Origin of the sequence: Cupriavidus sp. OTU4054 (genome assembly GCF_038440175.1) — a bacterium.
In the GTDB taxonomy this organism is placed as follows: Bacteria; Pseudomonadota; Gammaproteobacteria; order Burkholderiales; family Burkholderiaceae; genus Cupriavidus; species Cupriavidus pauculus_D.
The window spans coordinates 1-19,988 of sequence record NZ_JASATF010000005.1; the positions used below are offsets into that span (position 1 = coordinate 1).

Here is a 19,988-nt window from a genome sequence, read left to right on the forward strand (position 1 = left end):
CCCCCCCCCCCCCCCCCCCCCCCCCCCCCCCCCCCCCCCCGAGACGCTGTCGCCGGCGCTGGCCGTGGCGGCCGCGCAGCGCGAGTTTCCGGATGCGCTGGTCACGCGCGTGAGCCTGCCCCGCAAGGCCGGCGACGCCTACGAGATCCGTCTGCGCCAGCCCGGCGAGATCCGCGAGGATTCGGGCGCCACGCGCCTCTGGCTCGACGCCCATACGGGGCAGCGCATCGCCGCGCGCGATCCGAAGCAGGCCGCGTCCGGCGATACGTTCATCAACTGGCTGTTCCCGTTGCACACGGGCGAGGCGTTCGGGATTCCGGGGCGCGTGTTCATGACGCTATACGGCCTGACGCCGCTGGCGTTCGCGCTGACGGGAATCCTGATCTGGTGGAAGCGCCGCTCGGGCCATCGACGGCACTTGCAGCGCGAGCAGGAGCGGGCGCGGACGCGGACGAAACTGACCCGCGCCTGACCGTCAGATCTCGAGGTTGTCGATCAGCCGCGTCGGGCCGAGCCTGGCCGCGGTGAGCACCACGAGCGGTTCGCCCGCGAGGAATTCTTCCTGCGTCGGCGCCTGCAGGTTGTTGCGCTTGCGGATGGACACGTAGTCGGGCTTCCAGCCACGGTCGGCAAGGCGCCTGACCGCATCCGCTTCCACCTCGGTCAGCGTGACATTGCCGCCCAGCACCGTGTCCCGCACCTCGTGCAGCGTGCGATAGAGCACCGGTGCCTCGGTGCGCTCGTCGGCGCTCAGGTAGCGATTGCGCGAGGACAGCGCGAGGCCGTCGTCGGCGCGCACGGTTTCCGCGGGCACGATATCGATCGGCAGCGCGAACTGCTGCACCATGCGGCGCACGATCATCAGCTGCTGGTAGTCCTTCTTGCCGAACACGGCCACGCGCGGCTGCGCGCACGAGAACAGCTTCATCACCACGGTGCAGACGCCCTTGAAGAAACCGGGGCGGAACTCGCCTTCGAGGATGTCGCCGAGGTCGTGCGGCGGCTCCACCCGATATTCCTGCGGGACGGGATACATGTCGGATTCGGTCGGTGCAAACAGCACGTACACACCTTCCTTCTGCAACTTCTCGATATCGTCCTGCAGCGTACGCGGATATTTGTCGAAGTCCTCGTTCGGGCCGAACTGCAGGCGGTTCACGAAGATCGATGCCACGACCGGATCGCCATGCTGGCGCGCCAGCCGCATCAGCGACAGGTGGCCCTCATGGAGGTTGCCCATGGTCGGCACGAACGCCACGCGATTCTGCCCGCGCAACTGGTCCCGCAGCTCTTGAACGGAGGAAATGACTTTCATGAATATCGTGTGCTGTCGTGATGGAAGCCCGGGAGAGCGGGCGCGCCGGCCCGGTGCATTGCCAGGCGGCTGTCGGCGGATTGTAGAACATGCGGGGCGCCGCCGGACATCGGATGGCCGCGAATGCGGCCTGGGGCAGCGCGATTTCAGGTCGGCGTGTACGCCAATCGCACATAAATTGGCGCGAACGGCTCGGCCTGCGTGATCTCGACCAGCGACTCGCGCGACAGTTCGAGCATGGCGATGAAGTTCACGACGACCACGGGCACGCCCCTGCCGGAGCGGATCGCTTCGTCGAACAGCTCCGTGAATTCCATGAAGCGCGCATGCTGGAGCCGGCGCAGGATCTGGCTCATATGCTCGCGCACGGACAGTTCCTCGCGCGAGATCTTGTGGTGCTGGTTCAGCTTGGCGCGCTTGAGCACGTCGGCCCAGGCCGACTGCAGGTCGATCGTCTCGACCTCGGGGAAGCGCGGCGCCAGGCTCTGCTCGATGAAGACCTGCGTGCGCAGGAAGTCGCGGCCGAGCTGCGGCACGTGGTCGAGGCGCTGCGCGGCGAGCTTCATCTGCTCGTATTCCAGCAGGCGGCGCACGAGTTCCGCGCGCGGATCCTCGGCTTCCTCGTCGCTGTCGGCCTTCTTGACCGGCAGCAGCATGCGCGACTTGATCTCGATGAGCATCGCGGCCATGAGCAGATACTCGGCGGCGAGTTCGAGGTTGGTCTTGCGGATCTCGTCGACGTACAGAAGATACTGTCGCGTCACCTGGGACATCGGGATGTCCAGGACGTTGAAGTTCTGCTTGCGGATCAGGTACAGCAACAGGTCGAGCGGACCTTCGAATGCCTCGAGAAAGATCTCGAGCGCATCGGGCGGGATGTAGAGGTCCTGCGGCAGCTTGAACAGCGGCTCGCCATAGAGGCGCGCGAACGCGAGCCCATCGACCATCTCGGCCGGGCCCGACGTGCCGCCGGAACCGGGAGCCACGCTGGGCAGCTCCACCGGCAGGGTCAGCTTTTCCTGAGACAACTCAGTTGTCGAGCGAGTAGACGTACGGCTTCTGCGCCACGCGCGAGTCGGCGGCGCGCTCGCGCTCGTCGAGGTCGATCGGCGCCTTGTCCCACAGCAGGGAGCGGCCTTCACGCTGTTCCGACTCGAGCGCCGGGCGCTCCTGCTTGAGGGTCTTGAGGAACTGGGTGATGTCCGATTCGTACATGGCCATGATGAAACCTGTGCCCGACGGGGCGAGTTGGTGTGGGTGGGGCTGGATTTTACCGTATCGGCGACGATCGCTGACGAAATTGCGCGGAATCGGGTCCGCGCGCGCGCCTTCGCCCCGAAAGCCGCCTCCATGGCCGATTTCTCGCAGTCGCGGGACGCCGGGTGTGGTCAAATAGCGACTTCGCTGGTTCGAACTGACGGATGACGAGAGACCGGGGCCGACGCGCCGCCACGACCCTTCTTCTGCGCTTGTCGCGGCGCCCCCCGCCCGTGTTCCGGTTCGCGTGCGCGCCGTCGTGTGCGTTGGCGTGCGCGTTGTCATTGGCGTGCGTGTTGTACGCGGCGCCGGCCGCCGCGACCTACAAGGTCGTGGTGGACGCCCCGAAGCCGCTCGAGGACATGCTCAAGGAGCATCTGGACCTCGCGCGGTACGCCAGCCGCACGGACCTGTCCGACGACCAGTTCAAGTACATGGTGGAAACCGTGGGCGACCAGGTGCGCCAGTTCGCATCCACGGAAGGCTGGTTCGATCCGACCACCACCGCGCGCGTGGAAGGCGAGGGCGACGGTCGCGTGGTCCACCTGACCGTCGATGCCGGCGCGCGCACGCTGATCCGCAGCGTCGATGTGTCGGTTTCCGGCCCCGCGGCCACGCAGTCGCCCGAGCAGGTGGCCGAGATGCGGGCCAAATGGGGCCTGCCCGTCGGCGACCCGTTCCGGCAGGAAGACTGGGACAAGGCCAAGGACAACGCGCTGCTCACGCTGCAGAGCAAGAGCTACTACGGCGCGAAGCTCGCGTCGTCGCGCGCGCGCGTGGAGGCGGACGAGCATGCGGCCGACCTCACCGCGAAGTACGACAGCGGGCCGGCCTATATCCTCGGCCCGGTCAAGATCTCGGGCACGCGCCGCTATCCCGAGCAGATCATCCGCAACGTGAACCCGCTGTCGGTCGGCGAGCCCTATCGCGTGGAGCGGCTGCTCGAACTGCAGCGCGCGATCCAGAACCAGCCGTACTTTTCGAACGCGCAGGTAGACCTCGAGGAACCGGGTCCGGACGCGGCCGCGAGCGATACCGTGATCGCGCCCGTGAGCGTGCGTGTGCGGGAGTATCCGGTACACCGGCTCACGTCCGGTGTCGGCTTCACGACCGACACGGGTGCGCAGGTGGAAGGCCGCTATTCGTACTACAACCTGTTCAACCGCGCGTGGGTGTTCGACTCGCAGGCGCGGATCGAGCAGAAGCGCCAGTATGCGTTCCTCGAGACGGCGATGCCGCCGGACTCGCATACCTACCGCAACAGCCTGTACGGGAGCTACGAGCGCACGATCGACATCGAGAGCACGGACCTGACGAGCTGGCGCACGGGCCTCAAGCGTTCGCGCTCGCGCGAGAAATACGACACCACGTTCTCGCTCGATTTCTACTACGACAACCTCGTCCCGTACGGGCAGGACGCGCAGATCTCGAAGGCACTGGTGCCCGCCTTCGCATGGACGCGCCGCGATGTGGACAACCCCGTGTTCCCGCGCCGCGGCAACGTCATCAACACGCAGGTCGGCGTGGCGACCAAGAACATCCTGTCCGATGCGACGTTTCTGCGGCTCTATGGACGCATTCGCCAGTACGTGCCCGTGGGCACGCGCGATCTTTTCATCGCGCGGCTCGAACTCGGCGCGGACCTGACCTCGTCCGATCCGGCCAAGATCCCGGCCTCGCTGCGGTTCCGCGCGGGCGGCACCGACTCGATCCGCGGCTACAGCTACCAGTCGATCGGCACGCCGGACGGCGCGAGCGTGCTGCCCGCGCGCTACCTCGGCACCGGCAGCCTCGAGTATCAGTACTGGTTCAAGCCGGACTGGGGCGTGGCGGTATTCTGGGATGTGGGCACCGCGACCAACTCGATCCAGGGCATCACGCTGTACAACGGCGTGGGTGTCGGCGCGCGCTGGCGAAGTCCCGTGGGGCCGCTGCAGCTCGACCTCGGCTACGGCATCCAGCAGAACCAGTTCCGGCCGCATATTTCGCTGGGGGTGGCGTTCTGATGAACAGACCGGACATGCCCCCCATGCCGCGCCCGGACGACGACGCGCCGCGCCCCGCGCGCCAGCCGCGCCGCCGGGCATCGCGCATCTTGCGCGTGTTCGCGTGGATCGGCGCGGTCATCGCGCTGCTGGTGGTCCTGCTGATCGGCGCCGTCGTGCTCGCGCTGCGCACCGAGGGCGGCACGCGGCAGCTCTGGTCGGTGGCCACGCGGCTCTCCGCCGGCATGCTCGCGGGCGAGTTCGAAGGCGGCACCGTGGCCACGGGCCTCCGCCTGCGCAACGTGGTGTATGCGAGCGGCGAGGGCGATGCCGCCACGCGCGTGGCCATCGATCGCATCGACGGCACGTGGTCATTCGCATGGTCGCCGGCACGGCTGCATGTGCAGGACCTGCGTATCGGCAATGTCGACGCGAAGCTGCCGCCGGCGGCGCCCGATCAGGCGGACCGCGCACCGGCGCGCATGCCGGACTCGCTGTCGCTGCCGCTGGCCATCGATATCGACACGCTCACGCTCGCGCAGCTGTCGCTGGTCCAGGGCAATGCACCGACGGCCACGCCGCTGGTCTTCAAGGCGCTGGCCGCGGCGCTGCATTCCGATGGCACGAACCATCGGCTGACCGTCGATCGGCTCGTCACGCCCTACGGCACGCTGCAGGCCAATGCGCAACTGGCCGGGCCAAAGCCGTATCCGCTCACGGCGGAAGCGCTGCTCGAAGGGCAGTGGCAGAAGGAAACATTCGCGCTGTCCGCCAACGTGTCCGGCTCGCTCGACGCGCTGCGCGCGCAGGTGGAGGCGACCGGCGACCGGATTCGCGGCCGCGCCACGGCCGACCTCACGCCGTTCGGCGCGGTACCGTTCACGCATCTGCTCGTCGATGGCGAGCGCATCAATCCGCGCCTGTTTAGCCCCGGCGCGCCGCAGGCCAACCTGACCGTGCACGCGGAGCTGCGCCCCGTGGAGGCGGTGGCGCCGCCGCCCGTGATCGCACGGCCGCAGCCGGGCCAGACCGCGGCGAGTGCCGTGGCGGAGGCTTCGGCGGCGTCGGCCTCCGCGCCGGTGCCGACACCGGCGACCCCCGCGCCCGGCACGCCGCCGCTGGCCGTGGCGGGCGAGATCACGGTGCGCAATCTCGAGCCCGGTCCGATCGACAAGGAACGGCTGCCCGTGGAATCCGTGCACGCGCGCGTGGAGGTCAGCGAGGCCGCGCAGAGCGTGCGGGACCTGCGCATCGCGCTATCGGGCAAGGGCGAGATTCTGGGCCAGGGCATGCTGCGCGACGGCCGCGGCGGGTTCGACCTCGACGTGCGCCGGCTCGACGTGGCCGCGCTGCATACCGCGCTCGTGCCCACGCGGCTCGCGGGCCCGGTGATCCTGCGGCTCGAGCCGGGCCGCCAGAGCGTGGCCCTCGATCTCGCGGGCGGCGAGCTCAAGCTGTTTGCCGATGCGCGCGTCGATGAGGATGCGGTCACGCTGACGTCCCTGCGCGCGGGCATCGGCGCGGGCACGCTGACCGCCGACGGCAAGCTCGCGCTCAAGGAGGAGCAGGCCTTCCAGTTCAAGGGCAAGCTCGCGAACTTCGATCCCGCGCGCGTCGCCAAGGTGGCGCCGGGCCGCATCAACGCGGACTTCTCCACCACGGGCTCGCTGGCCGCGGGGGCGAACAAGGACGCGCTGCGCGTGGCCGTGGATTTCGCGCTGCGCGAAAGCGAGTACGCGGGGCTGCCGATGACGGGCAACGGCAAGATCCGGCTCGAAGGCGAACGGCTGCTGCCGAGCGAGGCGTCGCTGAGCATGGCCGGCAACCAGGTGGACCTGCGCGGGAGCTTCGGCGCGCGCGGCGACCGGCTCAGGGTCGCGATCGACGCGCCGCAGCTGGACCGCCTCAAGTTCGGCGTGGCCGGCCGCGCGAAGGTCGATGCCGACATCACGGGGACGATGCGGCGGCCCGAGATCGTCGGCGACTACAGCGCGCAGGGTCTCGTGTTCGGCCCCCACAAGCTCGCGAGTGCCAGCGGCCACGCCGAACTGCGCGGCGGCCTCGACGGCACGCTGTCCGCGCAGCTGACCGCGCGCGACTATCAGGGGCCCGACGCGGTCATCCGCACGCTCGACGCGAACCTTGCGGGCACGCAGGCCAATCACACGTTCGAGGCGAAGGCAGCCGGCACCGTGCGGCGCCGGCAGGTGCAGCTGAACGTGGCGGGGCAGGGGGCATGGCAGGGCAGCGATCGAAATGGCGGGGGCTGGAATGGCACGATCCGCACGCTCGAGGAGCGCGGCGCGGTCAATCTGCGCCTGACCGCGCCCACCACGCTGCTGGTGGCGGACCAGCATATCAAGGTCGGCGCGGCACGCTTCGCGTTCGATAACGCCGCGCTGGCCATCGACGGGCTCGACTGGGACCACGGCCGCATCCGCACCGCGGGGTCGCTCGATGGCGTGCGCGTGGCGCATGTGCTCGAACTCGTCGAACTGTTCAGCGGCGAGGCGCCGCCCGTGCGCTCGGACCTCGTGCTCGACGGCAAGTGGAACCTCACGCTCGCCGAGACGGCCTCGGGGTTTGCGGAAATCCGCCGGCGGTCGGGCGATGCCTCGATCAATGCGGGCCGGGGATGGACCACGCTCGGCCTCGGCGAGACGCAGCTGCGCGCCGATATCGCCGGCAATCGCGTCACGCTGCGCGGCGGCACCGTGGCCGAGCGCATCGGACGCATCGTCGTCGATGCGTCGGCGGGCCTCGTGACCGAGCAGGGCCTGCAGAACGTCGGCCCCGCGTCCACGCTCGATGGCACCGTGGCGTTCGATATCCCGAGGCTCAAGTCGCTCGAGGCGTTCACGGGGCCGCAGTACGCGCTCGAAGGCAAGCTCGCCGCGAATATCAGGCTCGCTGGCACCGTGGGCAAGCCGCTGCTGACGGGGAATGTCGATGGCAGCGGCATCGGCGTGACGCTTTACGACCTCGGCATCCGCCTGACCGACGGCATCGTGCAGGTCGTGCTCGACCAGAACACCGTGGAACTCAGGCAGGTGCGTTTCCGCGGCGGCGACGGCACGCTGACGGCGACGGGCGCGATCAAGCTCGGCGAGTCCGATCCGAACCTCACGGGCAAGATCGTCGCGGACAAGCTGCAGCTGTTCGCGAGCCCCGAGCGCACGCTCATCGTGTCGGGCGAGGCCGGTATCGCCAACGAGGACCGCAAGCTGGCGATTCGCGGCAAGTTCCGCGTCGATCGCGGGCTGTTCGACCTGCCGAAGGCCGGGGCGCCGGAACTCGGTGACGATGTGGTGGTGATCCGCCGCAGCGACCAGCGCGAACTGCCGACCGCCAGTGCGCCGGTGCCCGAGGACAAGCCCACGAGCCAGTTCAGCCCGGTGATCGACCTCACGATCGACCTCGGCAACAACTTCCGCTTCCGGGGCGCGGGCGCGGACCTGCTGCTCGCGGGGCAGCTCGGCATTGCCAGCGCGCCGCTCACGCCGCTGCGCGCGACGGGGACGGTGCGCGTGGTCGATGGCACGTACGAGGCCTTCGGCCGCAAGCTCAATATCGAACGCGGTATCGTGAACTTCAACGGGCCCATCGGCAATCCGAACATCAATATCCGCGCGATGCGTCGCAATCAGGAGGTGGAGGCGGGCGTCGAGGTGACGGGCACCGTGCGGCTGCCGCGCGTGCGGCTGGTGTCCGAGCCCAACGTGCCCGACGAAGACAAGCTCTCGTGGCTGATGTTCGGCTACGGCGCGGAGAGCGCGGGCGCGGGACAGCAGCGGCAGCTGAGCGGCGGGGCGCTCGGGGGCGCGGCGCTCGGCATGATCGGCGCGCGCGCGGGCAAGGGTATCGTCCAGCATTTCGGCATCGACGAGTTCTCGATCGGGCCGAGTACCGCGGGCCTGAACGACCAGCAGGTGGTCAGCGTGGGCAAGGCCGTGACCGAGCAGATTTCGGTCGGCTACGAGCAGAGCCTGACGTCGGCGTCCAATATCGTCAAGCTGACGTGGGCGTTCTCGCGGCGGTGGTCGCTGATTGCCAAGGGCGGGTCGATCAACGGGCTATCGGTGCTGTTCAACCGCCGGTTCAACAACTGGAGTAGTCTGTTCGCGGGGAGCACCAACCGGCGGACGACCGATGTCGATCCGGATCTGTCGCCCGACGGCCGGCCGGCCAGCGAGCCCGCCGGCGATCCGGTCGAAGCCATCAAGCGTTGACGCGGTGGATGCCGCCCCTCTGGAGACGACATGCGAAACCCTGACGCGTCTGCCCGACGCCTTGCCGCCATGGGAATGATTGCCGCCTTGCTGGCGCTGGTCGGATGCGACCAGCAGAAGGTCGATGAAGCGATGAAGAAGGCCGGCGATACCGCGCGTGGCGTGTGGAACAGCGTCAAGCCGGACAGCCAGCTGTTCAAGGGCATCGAGATCGGCCGCTCGACCGAGGACGATATCCGCCGGCAGGCGGGCAAGCCCGAGATCGTATGGGAGGAATCGGACGGCGGACGCCGGCTCGAGTATCCGCGCGGGCCCGAGGGCGCCACCACGTGGATGGTGACGATCGGGCCGGACAACACCGTAAGAAAGATCGAACAGGTCCTGACGGCCGAGAACTTCGCGCGGGTGCGGCCCGGGATGACACAGGACGCGATACGCCGCCTGCTCGGCAAGCCGACAAAGATCGAGAAGTTCGCGTTGAAGCAGGAAGAGGTCTGGGGCTACCGCTGGTACGAGACGCCCAACGACCGGGCGTTCTTCAACGTGCATTTCGACCCGCAGGGGACGGTGACCACGACGTCGCGCAGCGACGATCCGTCGCGGCGGCAGGGCGGCTGAGGGCGATCGAGGGCGATCGAGGGCGATCGAGGGCGATTGAGGGCGATTGAGGGCGATTGAGGGCCGGCGCCCCCAACCGTTTTACCCCTTAGCGAATGCGCATGCCCGGGACCGCGCCGTCGTGCGGTTCCAGGATCCACAGGCCCGGGTTGGCCTTTTCGTCGGCCGCGCTGGCCGCGAGGACCATGCCCTCGGACACGCCGAACTTCATCTTGCGCGGCGCGAGGTTGGCGACCATCACGGTCAGCTTGCCCACGAGCTGCTCGGGCGAGTAGGCCGACTGGATCCCCGAGAACACGTTGCGCGTCTTGCCTTCGCCGAGATCCAGCGTGAGCTGCAGCAGCTTGTTCGAGCCCTCCACCTTCTGGCAGTCCACGATCTTCGCCACGCGCAGGTCCACCTTGGCGAAATCGTCGATCGTGATCGTCTCGGCGATCGGCTCGATGGCGGGCGCGCCCGAGGCCGCCGGCGCCGTGGCCTGCAGCGACTCGCGGTTGGCCGCCAGCAGCGCTTCCACCTGCTTGCCATCGACGCGCGTCATCAGGTGCGAGTACGGCTGCACCGGGCGCGACGACGACAGTTGGGTATCGATCGCGCGCCAGTCGAGCGGCGCCACGTTGAGGAAGCGCTCGACGCCGGCCGCCATGGCCGGCAGCACGGGCTTCAGGTACACGGTCAGCAGGCGGAACGCCTCGAGGCACACCGAGCACGCCGCGTGCAGGGCCGCGCGCTTCGCCTCGTCCCTGGCGAGTTCCCAGGGCTTCTCGGTATCGACGAACGCGTTCACGGTGTCGGTGAGTTCCATCACGAGGCGCAGCGCCTTGCTGTATTCGCGCGCTTCATAGAGCTGCGCGACCTGCGGAGCGGCTTCGCGCAACTGCAGCAGCAGCGGATGCGCGAGCGCGCCGTCATCGACCTTGCCCTCGAAACGCTTGACGAGGAAGCCCGCCGCGCGGCTCGCGATATTGACGTACTTGCCCACGAGGTCGCTGTTCACGCGCGCGATGAAGTCGTCGAGGTTCAGGTCGAGGTCTTCCATGCTCGCGTTGAGCTTGGCCGCAAAGTAATAGCGCAGCCATTCGGGGTTCATGCCCGTGTCGATATAGCTCTGGGCCGTGATGAACGTGCCGCGCGACTTGCTCATCTTGGCGCCATCGACGGTGAGGAAGCCGTGCGCGAACACGTTGGTCGGCGTGCGATGGCCCGAGAAGCGCAGCATCGCGGGCCAGAACAGCGTGTGGAAGTACAGGATGTCCTTGCCGATGAAGTGGTACTGCTCGGCGGTCGAATGGGGGCCTACCCAGGCGTCGAAGTCGATGCCGCGCTGCTCGCAGAGGTTCTTGAAGCTCGCGTAGTAGCCGATCGGCGCGTCGAGCCACACGTAGAAGTACTTGCCGGGCGCACCCGGAATCTCGAAGCCGAAATAAGGGGCGTCGCGCGAGATGTCCCAGTCGGAGAGCGTCGAGGCCTCGCCGTCGCCACCGAGCCACTCCTGCATCTTGTTGGTGGCCTCGGGCTGCGCGAGATCGGCGACCCATTCGCGCAGGAACGTCTCGCAGCGCGGGTCCGACAGCTTGAAGAAGTAGTGCGTCGAGGACTTGCGCACGGGCGTGGCGCCCGAGACGGTCGAATACGGGTTGATCAGGTCGGTCGGCGCGTACGTCGTGCCGCAGACCTCGCACGAGTCGCCGTACTGGTCCTTCGAGTGGCACTTGGGGCATTCGCCCTTGATGAAGCGGTCCGGCAGGAACATTTCCTTGACCGGATCGTAGAACTGCTCGACGTCGCGCGCGTCGATCAGGTTCTCGGCCTTCAGCGCGAGGTAGATCTTCTCGCTCAGCACGCGGTTCTCTTCCGAGTCGGTGCTGTAGTAATTGTCGAAGGACACCAGGAAGCTGTCGAAATCGCGCTTGTGCTCGGCCCAGACGCGGTCGATCAGCTGCTTCGGGGTGATGCCTTCCTTCTCCGCCCGCAGCATAACCGGTGTGCCGTGCGTGTCGTCGGCGCCGACGTAGTAGACCTCGTTGCCCATCATGCGCTGGAAGCGGACCCAGATGTCGGTCTGGATGTACTCCACCAGGTGGCCGATATGGATCTGGCCGTTGGCGTAGGGGAGGGCTGACGTGACGAGGATGCGACGGGCGGTCATAGGGGAGCCGATGGGTGATGCAGAGAGGGGAAACGGCTATTTTAGCGGAAGCGCCGACGCTGGCGGATTTGAGCGCCGGGCAAAAAAAAAGCGCCGGTCGATACCGGCGCAGCTTTCCACAACGGAAAAGGAGGAGAAATCAGGCACCGCCCGGGAGGTCAGCCACCTATCGCGAGCCAGCAATCGGTAGCAAGCGGCACCTGAACTCTATGACTCCGTTATCCCTGAATTGGTTTCAAAAATATTTCGACCCGGCGATTCTGGGCGCGTCCGGCCTCGGTGGCGTTGTCCGCCACGGGCTGCGTCTGGCCCCGGCCCTCGGCCGTCAGGCGGTTGCGCGCGACGCCGCGGTCACCCAGGTAGGACGCCACGCTCTGCGCCCGGCGCTGCGAAAGCTGCATGTTGTACTGGGCGTTGCCGGTGCTGTCCGTATGGCCCACGACATTGGCCGACACGTCCTGATGCTGGCCCAGCGTCTGCGCCACCTGATCCAGCACGCTGCGGAACGACGGCTTGATCGAGGCGCTGTCCGTATCGAACGTCACCTGGCTCGGAATGTTCACCTTGAGCGAGCCGTCCGGCTGCTCGGTGATCTGCGTGCCGGTACCGGCCGTATCCTTGTTGAGCTTGCCCCGGATCGCGTTCCAGTTGTAGCCCGTCGCGCCGCCCAGGGCGCCGCCCACGGCCGCGCCGACCAGCGTGCCGGTGGTATTGCCGCCAATCAGGTTGCCGAGACCGGCACCGACCGCGGCACCCACACCGGTGCCCACCGCGGTATGGGTCTGCTGTTCCGTGGCGCAGCCGGCCACCAGAAGCGTGGCGACCAGCGGAACGATGGCGAACTTCGCGTGCATGCTTTCTCCTTCTGAGATTTCCCTTGAATGTCTTACCGACTGCATACCGCATGGTAACGGGGTTTGTGCAGGTTCGGCTGTCAGCGTTCATCTGTATCGCGCGTACGGAATGCGACGGTGACAGGCGCACTACAATAGGCATATGCCGCGCCGTGCACAAGCGTCAGACTGTGAGAGATGTAAATGTCTGTAATCGCACACTCACTGCTAAGCTGGCGCCTGTGCGGGCACCGCGCGCCTCATACTCGACTAATTCATCCCCCTACAAGCGGAGACCGTCTTGAGCCTCACCACTGAGCAGGTAACCGAAGCCCTGCGTTCCGTCATCGATCCCAACACCGGCCGCGACCTCGTCTCGTCGCGCTCGGCCCGAAATATCCGCGTGGACGGTGCCGACATCTCCCTGGAAGTGGAGCTTGGTTATCCTGGCAAGAGCCAGATCGAGCCGATCCGCCAGCTTGTGATCGGTGCGCTGCGCAAGCTGCCCGGCGTGGGCAACGTGAGCGCGGCGGTGACCATGAAGATCGTCGCGCACGCGGTGCAGCGCGGCGTCAAGCTGCTGCCCGGCGTGAAGAACGTGATCGCGGTCGCGTCCGGCAAGGGCGGCGTGGGCAAATCGACCACGGCCGTGAACCTCGCGCTGGCGCTGGCCGCCGAGGGCGCCCGCGTGGGCATGCTCGACGCCGACATCTACGGGCCGAGCCTGCCGATGATGCTGGGCATCAGCGGCCGGCCGGAATCCACCGACGGCCAGACCATGAGCCCGCTCGAGGGCCACGGCATCCAGGCCAATTCGATCGGCTTCCTGATCGAGCAGGACAATCCGATGGTGTGGCGCGGCCCGATGGTGACGTCGGCGCTGGAGCAGCTGCTGCGCCAGACCAACTGGAACGACCTCGACTACCTGATCGTCGATATGCCGCCGGGCACCGGCGATATCCAGCTGACGCTGTCGCAGAAGGTGCCGGTCACGGGGGCCGTGATCGTGACCACGCCGCAGGACATCGCGCTGCTGGACGCCAAGAAGGGCCTCAAGATGTTCGAGAAGGTCGGCATTCCGATTCTCGGCGTGGTCGAGAACATGGCCGTCTACTGCTGCCCGAACTGCGGCCACGTCGAGCATATCTTCGGCGAGGGCGGCGGCGCGCGCATGAGCGCGGAATACCACGTGGACATGCTGGGCAGCCTGCCGCTGAACCTGTCGATCCGCGAACAGGCCGACGCGGGCCGCCCGACCGTCGTGGCCGAGCCGGACGGCGCGATCGCGGCGATCTACCGCGAGGTGGCGCGCAAGGTGGCGATCAAGGTCGCGGACAAGGCGCGCGACATGACCAACAAGTTCCCGAGCATCGTCGTGCAGAACACCTGAGATCCGTGCGAGCTGTGATGCATCTATCACGATATCGCCCATAAGCCAGCGATAAAATCGCGGCCACTTTCACCGTGAGGAGGTTTGGCATGAAACGTGTACTTTTCGGTTTGGCAATCGGCGCGGCAGCCGCGGTCGTCGCGGGCTGCGGCAGCATGGGCGGCGACTCGGGTTCGGGCAGCATGGCGAGCGCGGCGGCCCCGGCGGGCGGCAGCGCAAAGGCCGCAGCCCCGCTGGCCGCCAAGAGCGGCACCAATACCGGGGGCCGCGTCACGTTCGAGCAGCAGTCCGGCGGCACGCTCGTCACGGTGTCCGTCACGGGCCTCGCGCCGGGCTCCGTCCATGGCTTCCATGTCCACGAGAAGGGCGATTGCTCGGCCCCCGACGCGATGAGCGCCGGCGGCCATTTCAACCCGACCGCAAAGCCGCACGGCCAGATGGCGATGGGCGACCATCACGCTGGCGACATGAACAACCTGACCGCCGACGCCAACGGCAACGTGCGCGTGCAGTTCGTCATGAAGGACGTGACCGTGGCGCCGGGCACCGCCAGCGTGGTGGGCCGCGCGGTGGTCGTGCACAAGGATCCGGACGACTACCGGACGCAGCCGACGGGCAACTCGGGCGGCCGTATCGCCTGCGGGGTGGTGGCGGCGATCTGATCGGGGAGCGATCGGGTAGCGGGGAGCGGCTGGCGGGCTGGAGCGCCGGCGGGTCGGCGGATCGAGGGCGTTGTTGGCAGATGCCTGTACAATCCCGCCTCATCGCGCGGCAGGGGCCGCCGGCCCTCTTTCACTTCCTATGAGCATCAAGTCCGACAAGTGGATCCGCCGCATGGCGGAGCAGCAAGGCATGATCGAGCCGTTCGAGCCGGGGCAGGTCCGCGAGCAGGACGGCCGCAAGATCGTGTCCTACGGCACGTCCAGCTACGGCTACGACATTCGCTGTGCCGACGAATTCAAGATCTTCACCAATATCAACAGCACCATCGTCGATCCGAAAAACTTCGACGAGAAGTCGTTCGTCGACTTCAAGGGCGATGTCTGCATCATCCCGCCGAACTCGTTCGCGCTGGCCCGCACGATGGAATACTTCCGTATTCCGCGCAGCGTGCTGACGATCTGCCTGGGCAAGAGCACGTATGCCCGCTGCGGCATCATCGTCAACGTGACGCCGTTCGAGCCCGAGTGGGAAGGGTACGTGACGCTCGAGTTCTCCAACACCACGCCGCTGCCCGCCAAGATCTACGCGGGCGAGGGTTGCGCGCAGGTACTGTTCTTCGAGAGCGACGAGGTCTGCGAGACCTCGTACCGCGATCGCGGTGGCAAGTATCAGGGTCAGCACGGCGTCACACTGCCGAAGACCTGATCGCATACAATGCGGCCCGCCTTCAGTCCAATTTTCTTCGAGGACGCCCGATGAAATTCCGCTTTCCCGTCATCATCATCGATGAAGACTTCCGCTCCGAGAACATTTCCGGCTCGGGCATCCGCGCCCTCGCGCAGGCCATCGAGGCTGAGGGCATGGAGGTGATGGGCCTGACCAGCTACGGCGACCTGACGTCGTTCGCGCAGCAGGCCAGCCGGGCGTCCACGTTCATCGTGTCGATCGACGACGACGAGTTCGTGCGGGCCGACGATCAGCCCGAAGCGGCCGCGATCGAGAAGCTGCGCGCGTTCGTCAACGAAGTGCGCCGCCGCAATTCCGATCTGCCGATCTTCCTGTACGGCGAGACCCGCACCTCGCGCCATATCCCGAACGATATCCTGCGCGAGCTGCACGGGTTCATCCACATGTTCGAGGACACGCCGGAATTCGTCGCGCGCCATATCATCCGCGAGGCCAAGGTGTATCTGGACTCGCTGGCGCCGCCGTTCTTCAAGGCGCTGATCGACTACGCGCAGGACAGCTCGTACTCGTGGCACTGCCCGGGTCACTCGGGCGGCGTGGCATTCCTGAAGAGCCCCGTGGGCCAGGTGTTCCACCAGTTCTTCGGCGAGAACATGCTGCGCGCCGACGTCTGCAACGCCGTGGACGAACTGGGCCAGCTGCTCGACCACACGGGTCCGGTTGCCGCATCCGAGCGCAATGCCGCGCGGATCTTCAACTCGGATCACATGTACTTCGTGACCAACGGCACGTCGACGTCGAACAAGATGGTGTGGCACGCGAACGTGGCCCCCGGCGATATCGTCGTGGTGGACCGCAACTGCCACAAGTCGATCCTGCACGCGATCATGATGACCGGCGCGATTCCGGTGTTCCTGATGCCGACGCGCAACCACTACGGCATCATCGGCCCGATTCCGAAGAGCGAGTTCGACCCCGAAACGATCCGCCGCAAGATCGCCGCGCATCCGTTCGCGAGCAAGGCCGCGAACCAGAAGCCGCGCATCCTGACGCTGACGCAGGGCACGTACGACGGCGTGCTGTACAACGCCGAGCAGATCAAGGAAATGCTGACGACCGAGATCGACACGCTGCACTTCGATGAAGCGTGGCTGCCGCATGCGTCGTTCCACGAGTTCTATCACAACATGCACGCGATCGGCCGTGGCCGGCCGCGCAGCAAGGACGCGCTGGTGTTTGCCACGCAGTCCACGCACAAGCTGCTGGCGGGCCTGTCGCAGGCCTCGCAGATCCTCGTGCAGGATTCCGAGACGCGCAAGCTGGACCGCTACCGGTTCAACGAGGCGTACCTGATGCACACCTCGACGAGCCCGCAGTACTCGATCATCGCGTCGTGCGACGTGGCCGCGGCGATGATGGAAGCGCCCGGCGGTACCGCGCTGGTGGAAGAAAGCATTCAGGAAGCACTGGACTTCCGCCGCGCGATGCGCAAGGTGGAAGGCGACTACGTGGCCGACAACGGCGACTGGTGGTTCAAGGTGTGGGGCCCGGACGCGCTGGCCGAGGATGGCATGGCCGACCGCGAGGAGTGGATGCTCAAGGCCAACGAGCGCTGGCACGGCTTCGGCGACCTCGCCGACGGCTTCAACCTGCTCGACCCGATCAAGGCCACGATCATCACGCCGGGGCTGGACGTCGATGGCGAATTCAGCGATCGCGGCATTCCGGCGGCGATCGTCACCAAGTACCTGGCCGAGCACGGCATCATCATCGAGAAGACCGGGCTGTACTCGTTCTTCATCATGTTCACCATCGGCATCACCAAGGGCCGCTGGAACTCGCTGGTGACCGAGCTGCAGCAGTTCAAGGACGACTACGACCAGAACCAGCCGCTCTGGCGCGTGCTGCCCGAGTTCGTGGCGCGCCATCCGCAGTACGAGCGCATGGGCCTGCGCGACCTCTGCGATGCGATCCACAGCGTCTACAAGGCCAACGACGTGGCGCGCGTGACCACCGAGATGTACCTCTCGGACATGGAACCCGCGATGAAGCCGTCCGACGCCTGGGCGATGATGGCGCACCGCGAGATCGAACGCGTGCCCGTGGACGAACTGGAGGGGCGCGTGACCGCGATCCTGCTGACGCCGTATCCGCCGGGCATTCCGCTGCTGATTCCGGGCGAGCGCTTCAACCGCACGATCGTGCAGTACCTGAAGTTCGCGCGCGAGTTCAACAAGCTGTTCCCGGGCTTCGAGACCGATATCCACGGCCTCGTGGAAGACGAGATCGACGGCCAGAAGGCCTACTTCGTGGACTGCGTGAAGCAGTAACCCAGGAAGCTACGCGGCCAACCCGCTTATCGACGCGATCGCCGCGACCGCAGCTAGGGTCGCAGCTCGCGGCGATATTCGAGCGTTGACTCCCACGCCCGCCTATTCGCGTGCAACAGCCGCTGGAAGGTGTCCGCGTTGCCGAGAAAGCGGCCGAAGAACGCGCCGTAGTGCGACGCCGGGGCCGGGCTCGCGTCCAGTGGCCGGCGCACCGGTTCCGGCAGCCTGTCCGCGGTCTGCTCCAGCACGCGCAGGACCTCGCGCAGCGAGTGGCCGCCATCGCGCATCACCATCGTGGCCAGTCCCAGAATCATGTGGTCGATATCCAGCCGCGCCACGGCGCTTGCGGTCGCGGGTTTTGTCGCGGCATCCGCCAGGAAATGCAGCAGGAGATTGGTCGTTCCCGACGAGCCCCAGACACTGGGGCGTCCGGTCCGCAGCGCGGTATCGATCTCCGTCGTGCGCGCGCCGAAATCGGTCACGCTGGACAACACACCGCGCACGTCCTCCTTGTCGTCGTAGTTCACGAAGTTCGGGGAGATCTGATGGCGCATCAGTAGCCCGACATCCGGTCCTTCCTTGAAGCTGTCGTCCGGGAATTTCGCCGGTCCCCGCTCGTCGAGCAGCCGGTCGTAATTCTCGTCCGAGGCGTCCTTCCATGTCGCGACGTCCGGGACCTCGTCCTGCATGGCTGCCAGCACGCGGCAGGCGACGAGGTACGTGGCCATGCAGGACACCCCGTCCCTGACGGTGCGGTTCAGGAACGCTCTCAGCGCCATGGCGTCGTCCGGGCGCTCGCGCAGCCATGCGGTGGCCATGTCTGCGTCGAGCCAGTGTCCGGGATACGCGCTTTCGATGCGGTTCACCGCGTTTTCCGTGATGGCCTGCTTCTGGGCGGGCGTGCATGTTGCCAGGGCTGCCGACAATAGCCGGCGCAGGTTCGTGGCCGCGTCCAGCATCGCGGGCGACGGATTCTCGGCCAGCGCTTCCGCGAACGCGGATTCCCATCGCCGTCCGTTGACGTTGTCGTGGAGGCGGGTCGCCGCGGGACCCTCGGCACCGTGCGATCGCAATCCCTCGATCTTCTCCCTGATGTCCGTCGCGGCCTGCGCGAGCCGCGGGTCGCCGGTGGCCTGCAGGCCCTGCCGCATCGCCGTCAGGAAGGCGATGGTCGATGCCGTGTCGAGGCGATCGGTCAGCCAGTGCTGCTGGGCGCGCTGGCCAATGAGGGTAAAAGCTTGCTGGTGCCCGGGCGAGCCGCCGGACTCCCTTGCGCCGCGATCCGCGAGATCGACCAGCCAGGCGATGGCTTCGGTAGGCGTGGGTTTCGCCGGCGGGGCATCGACATCATCGTGCTGTGTGGAAAGGCGGCGGTCCTGGGCCAGCAACGGAATGTTGTCGAGCAACGCGACCGCGTGCCCGGCGGTCAGCGGCTCGCCGCTGAAATCCGCCTTGAGGTCCTGCAATTGCTGCGGCGGCAGATCGGTGCCGCGGCCGGCGAGCTCGGTCCACGCGTGATCGAACATCTGCATCAATGCCTGCTGCGCAAGCGCTTCGGCCGGTCCGGGGGTATGTGTCAGCCGGCTGGTCATGACGATACCGCCACGGCCATCGAGGTAGGCCGAGAGATAGCTGCCCGGCGCGACGGCGTCCAGAAACGGCAGCAACTGCCCGCGGTTCCCGGGCGTCGGCGGCATGGGCAGCGTGACGGCGGGCGGAGTGGCGTAGCGTGCCAGGCGTGCCTCGATCTTTCCGGCGAGCGCCATCACGTCATTGGCGTCGAGCGGCGCGGCATTGGGGCCAAAGCGCGTGAAGTCCTGCTCGGGAAACAGGATGCCGGGCGCATGGTTGTCGGCGTCCGGCAGCGCGCGGATGGCCTGATTCACGACGGCCTTGAGATAGGCTTTCGCTTCCGCGGCGCCGGCGAGTGGCTGTGTACCGGCCTCCGATCCGGCATCCGACGCGGCATCGGGTGCGCTATCGGGTGCCGGTGCGGGTGCCCATGCGAGGCGAGGACCCGCGGCGGTCTGCTGCAGGATCAGGTAATGCAACGACGACGACGGCGGGTCGTCCAGCGGGCCCAGCTGGCCGAGCAGGCGTTGCCAGCCACCGTCATCGCGCGGCAACGGCGTGGACGACGAACCTTGCGTCGCGGGCTGGGGAAGGCGGCTGCGCGGAACGGGCCGGCGCGCGGCGCGCGGATGGGTGGGGGTCGCCACCGAGGGGGACATCGAGGGGGACATCGAGGACGCCGCGGTACCCGCTTGCGGTGCCGTCCCGCCCGGCATGCCGGGCGGACGGGCGTGGAGGGCGCCATGCCGCCTGTGGTGCCGCGCGGGCGCGCCCGGCGCCGCGGGGTTCGACGTGTCTGGCTCGCCGTAGGCGTCGACGGCGGAGCGGGAAGAGACTTTGGGCATCACGGCTGTGCGATCGATAGTCCGAACGCCGACCATCTTCCGCGCCCGACCGGGCGCGTGGGGCGGTAATGCGAAGACCCGTGTGCGTGGGCGAAGCCCGGTCGTCTTGCTGTCG

14 protein-coding genes are annotated in these 19,988 nt (G+C 67.3%); 8 read left to right on the top strand and 6 right to left on the bottom strand.

Features of this window, described 5'->3' with window-relative positions; genetic code table 11:
• Window positions 1-472: PepSY-associated TM helix domain-containing protein (locus tag AAHB16_RS07910; RefSeq protein WP_342050568.1), on the top strand; the 472-nt coding region annotated here is incomplete at its 5' end.
• A gap of 3 nt (window positions 473-475) precedes the next feature.
• Here AAHB16_RS07910 and panC read toward each other — a convergent pair.
• From panC to AAHB16_RS07925, 3 genes are all read right to left on the bottom strand, one after another.
• Window positions 476-1,315, bottom strand: coding sequence for a pantoate--beta-alanine ligase (gene panC / locus AAHB16_RS07915; protein WP_150370892.1), 840 nt, complete (start codon window positions 1,313-1,315; stop codon window positions 476-478).
• Window positions 1,316-1,461: 146 nt separating this feature from the next.
• A complete protein-coding gene (locus AAHB16_RS07920; protein WP_342050569.1) occupies window positions 1,462-2,343 on the bottom strand; it encodes a segregation and condensation protein A in 882 nt (293 codons plus the stop codon).
• 1 nt (window position 2,344) lies between these two features.
• Complete coding sequence (locus AAHB16_RS07925; protein WP_150370894.1) at window positions 2,345-2,536, bottom strand: DUF3460 family protein; 192 nt, start codon at window positions 2,534-2,536, stop codon at window positions 2,345-2,347.
• A 200-nt stretch (window positions 2,537-2,736) separates the two neighbouring features.
• Between AAHB16_RS07925 and AAHB16_RS07930 the strand changes: the two genes are divergently transcribed.
• The 3 genes from AAHB16_RS07930 (at window position 2,737) to bamE (ending at window position 9,404) form a co-directional block, all read left to right on the top strand.
• Window positions 2,737-4,578, top strand: coding sequence for an autotransporter assembly complex protein TamA (locus tag AAHB16_RS07930; RefSeq protein ID WP_150370895.1), 1,842 nt, complete (start codon window positions 2,737-2,739; stop codon window positions 4,576-4,578).
• Window positions 4,578-8,786, top strand: coding sequence for a translocation/assembly module TamB domain-containing protein (locus AAHB16_RS07935; RefSeq protein ID WP_342050570.1), 4,209 nt, complete (start codon window positions 4,578-4,580; stop codon window positions 8,784-8,786). The genes AAHB16_RS07930 and AAHB16_RS07935 overlap by 1 nt, the downstream gene beginning before the upstream one ends.
• A 69-nt stretch (window positions 8,787-8,855) precedes the next feature.
• Window positions 8,856-9,404 carry an outer membrane protein assembly factor BamE domain-containing protein gene (bamE, locus tag AAHB16_RS07940; protein WP_150373695.1) on the top strand — a complete coding sequence of 183 codons (549 nt, stop codon included), beginning with the start codon at window positions 8,856-8,858 and terminating at the stop codon, window positions 9,402-9,404.
• An 88-nt stretch (window positions 9,405-9,492) separates the two neighbouring features.
• Here the strand turns inward: bamE and metG are convergent, their stop codons facing one another.
• Window positions 9,493-11,553 carry a methionine--tRNA ligase gene (gene metG / locus AAHB16_RS07945; protein ID WP_342050571.1) on the bottom strand — a complete coding sequence of 687 codons (2,061 nt, stop codon included), beginning with the start codon at window positions 11,551-11,553 and terminating at the stop codon, window positions 9,493-9,495.
• Window positions 11,554-11,771: 218 nt separating this feature from the next.
• Window positions 11,772-12,407 (bottom strand): OmpA family protein, encoded by a 636-nt coding sequence (locus tag AAHB16_RS07950; protein ID WP_150370898.1) that lies wholly within the window; start codon window positions 12,405-12,407, stop codon window positions 11,772-11,774.
• Window positions 12,408-12,687: 280 nt separating this feature from the next.
• Between AAHB16_RS07950 and apbC the strand changes: the two genes are divergently transcribed.
• From apbC to AAHB16_RS07970, 4 genes are all read left to right on the top strand, one after another.
• Window positions 12,688-13,776 carry an iron-sulfur cluster carrier protein ApbC gene (gene apbC, locus AAHB16_RS07955; RefSeq protein WP_150370899.1) on the top strand — a complete coding sequence of 363 codons (1,089 nt, stop codon included), beginning with the start codon at window positions 12,688-12,690 and terminating at the stop codon, window positions 13,774-13,776.
• An 89-nt stretch (window positions 13,777-13,865) separates the two neighbouring features.
• The gene (locus AAHB16_RS07960) at window positions 13,866-14,438 is read left to right on the top strand and encodes a superoxide dismutase family protein (RefSeq protein WP_150370900.1); all 573 of its coding nucleotides are present in this window, start codon (window positions 13,866-13,868) and stop codon (window positions 14,436-14,438) included.
• Between the two features lie 139 nt (window positions 14,439-14,577).
• Entirely contained in the window at window positions 14,578-15,144 is a 567-nt protein-coding gene (gene dcd, locus AAHB16_RS07965; protein WP_109580308.1) for a dCTP deaminase, read from the top strand.
• Between the two features lie 50 nt (window positions 15,145-15,194).
• Window positions 15,195-17,456, top strand: coding sequence for an arginine/lysine/ornithine decarboxylase (locus tag AAHB16_RS07970; RefSeq protein WP_150370901.1), 2,262 nt, complete (start codon window positions 15,195-15,197; stop codon window positions 17,454-17,456).
• 53 nt (window positions 17,457-17,509) lie between these two features.
• Here AAHB16_RS07970 and AAHB16_RS07975 read toward each other — a convergent pair whose 3' ends face one another.
• Window positions 17,510-19,873 (bottom strand): hypothetical protein, encoded by a 2,364-nt coding sequence (locus AAHB16_RS07975; protein WP_342050572.1) that lies wholly within the window; start codon window positions 19,871-19,873, stop codon window positions 17,510-17,512.
• Window positions 19,874-19,988: the final 115 nt, after the last annotated feature.

Coding starts and splice junctions, on each gene's coding strand:
- bamE (WP_150373695.1), top strand. CDS start 8,856: ATGGGAATGATTGCCGCCTTGCTGGCGCTGGTCGGATGCGACCAGCAG.
- AAHB16_RS07930 (WP_150370895.1), top strand. CDS start 2,737: ATGACGAGAGACCGGGGCCGACGCGCCGCCACGACCCTTCTTCTGCGC.
- AAHB16_RS07925 (WP_150370894.1), bottom strand. CDS start 2,536: ATGGCCATGTACGAATCGGACATCACCCAGTTCCTCAAGACCCTCAAG.
- AAHB16_RS07950 (WP_150370898.1), bottom strand. CDS start 12,407: ATGCACGCGAAGTTCGCCATCGTTCCGCTGGTCGCCACGCTTCTGGTG.
- metG (WP_342050571.1), bottom strand. CDS start 11,553: ATGACCGCCCGTCGCATCCTCGTCACGTCAGCCCTCCCCTACGCCAAC.
- AAHB16_RS07960 (WP_150370900.1), top strand. CDS start 13,866: ATGAAACGTGTACTTTTCGGTTTGGCAATCGGCGCGGCAGCCGCGGTC.
- AAHB16_RS07935 (WP_342050570.1), top strand. CDS start 4,578: ATGAACAGACCGGACATGCCCCCCATGCCGCGCCCGGACGACGACGCG.
- AAHB16_RS07975 (WP_342050572.1), bottom strand. CDS start 19,873: ATGCCCAAAGTCTCTTCCCGCTCCGCCGTCGACGCCTACGGCGAGCCA.
- AAHB16_RS07970 (WP_150370901.1), top strand. CDS start 15,195: ATGAAATTCCGCTTTCCCGTCATCATCATCGATGAAGACTTCCGCTCC.
- panC (WP_150370892.1), bottom strand. CDS start 1,315: ATGAAAGTCATTTCCTCCGTTCAAGAGCTGCGGGACCAGTTGCGCGGG.
- dcd (WP_109580308.1), top strand. CDS start 14,578: ATGAGCATCAAGTCCGACAAGTGGATCCGCCGCATGGCGGAGCAGCAA.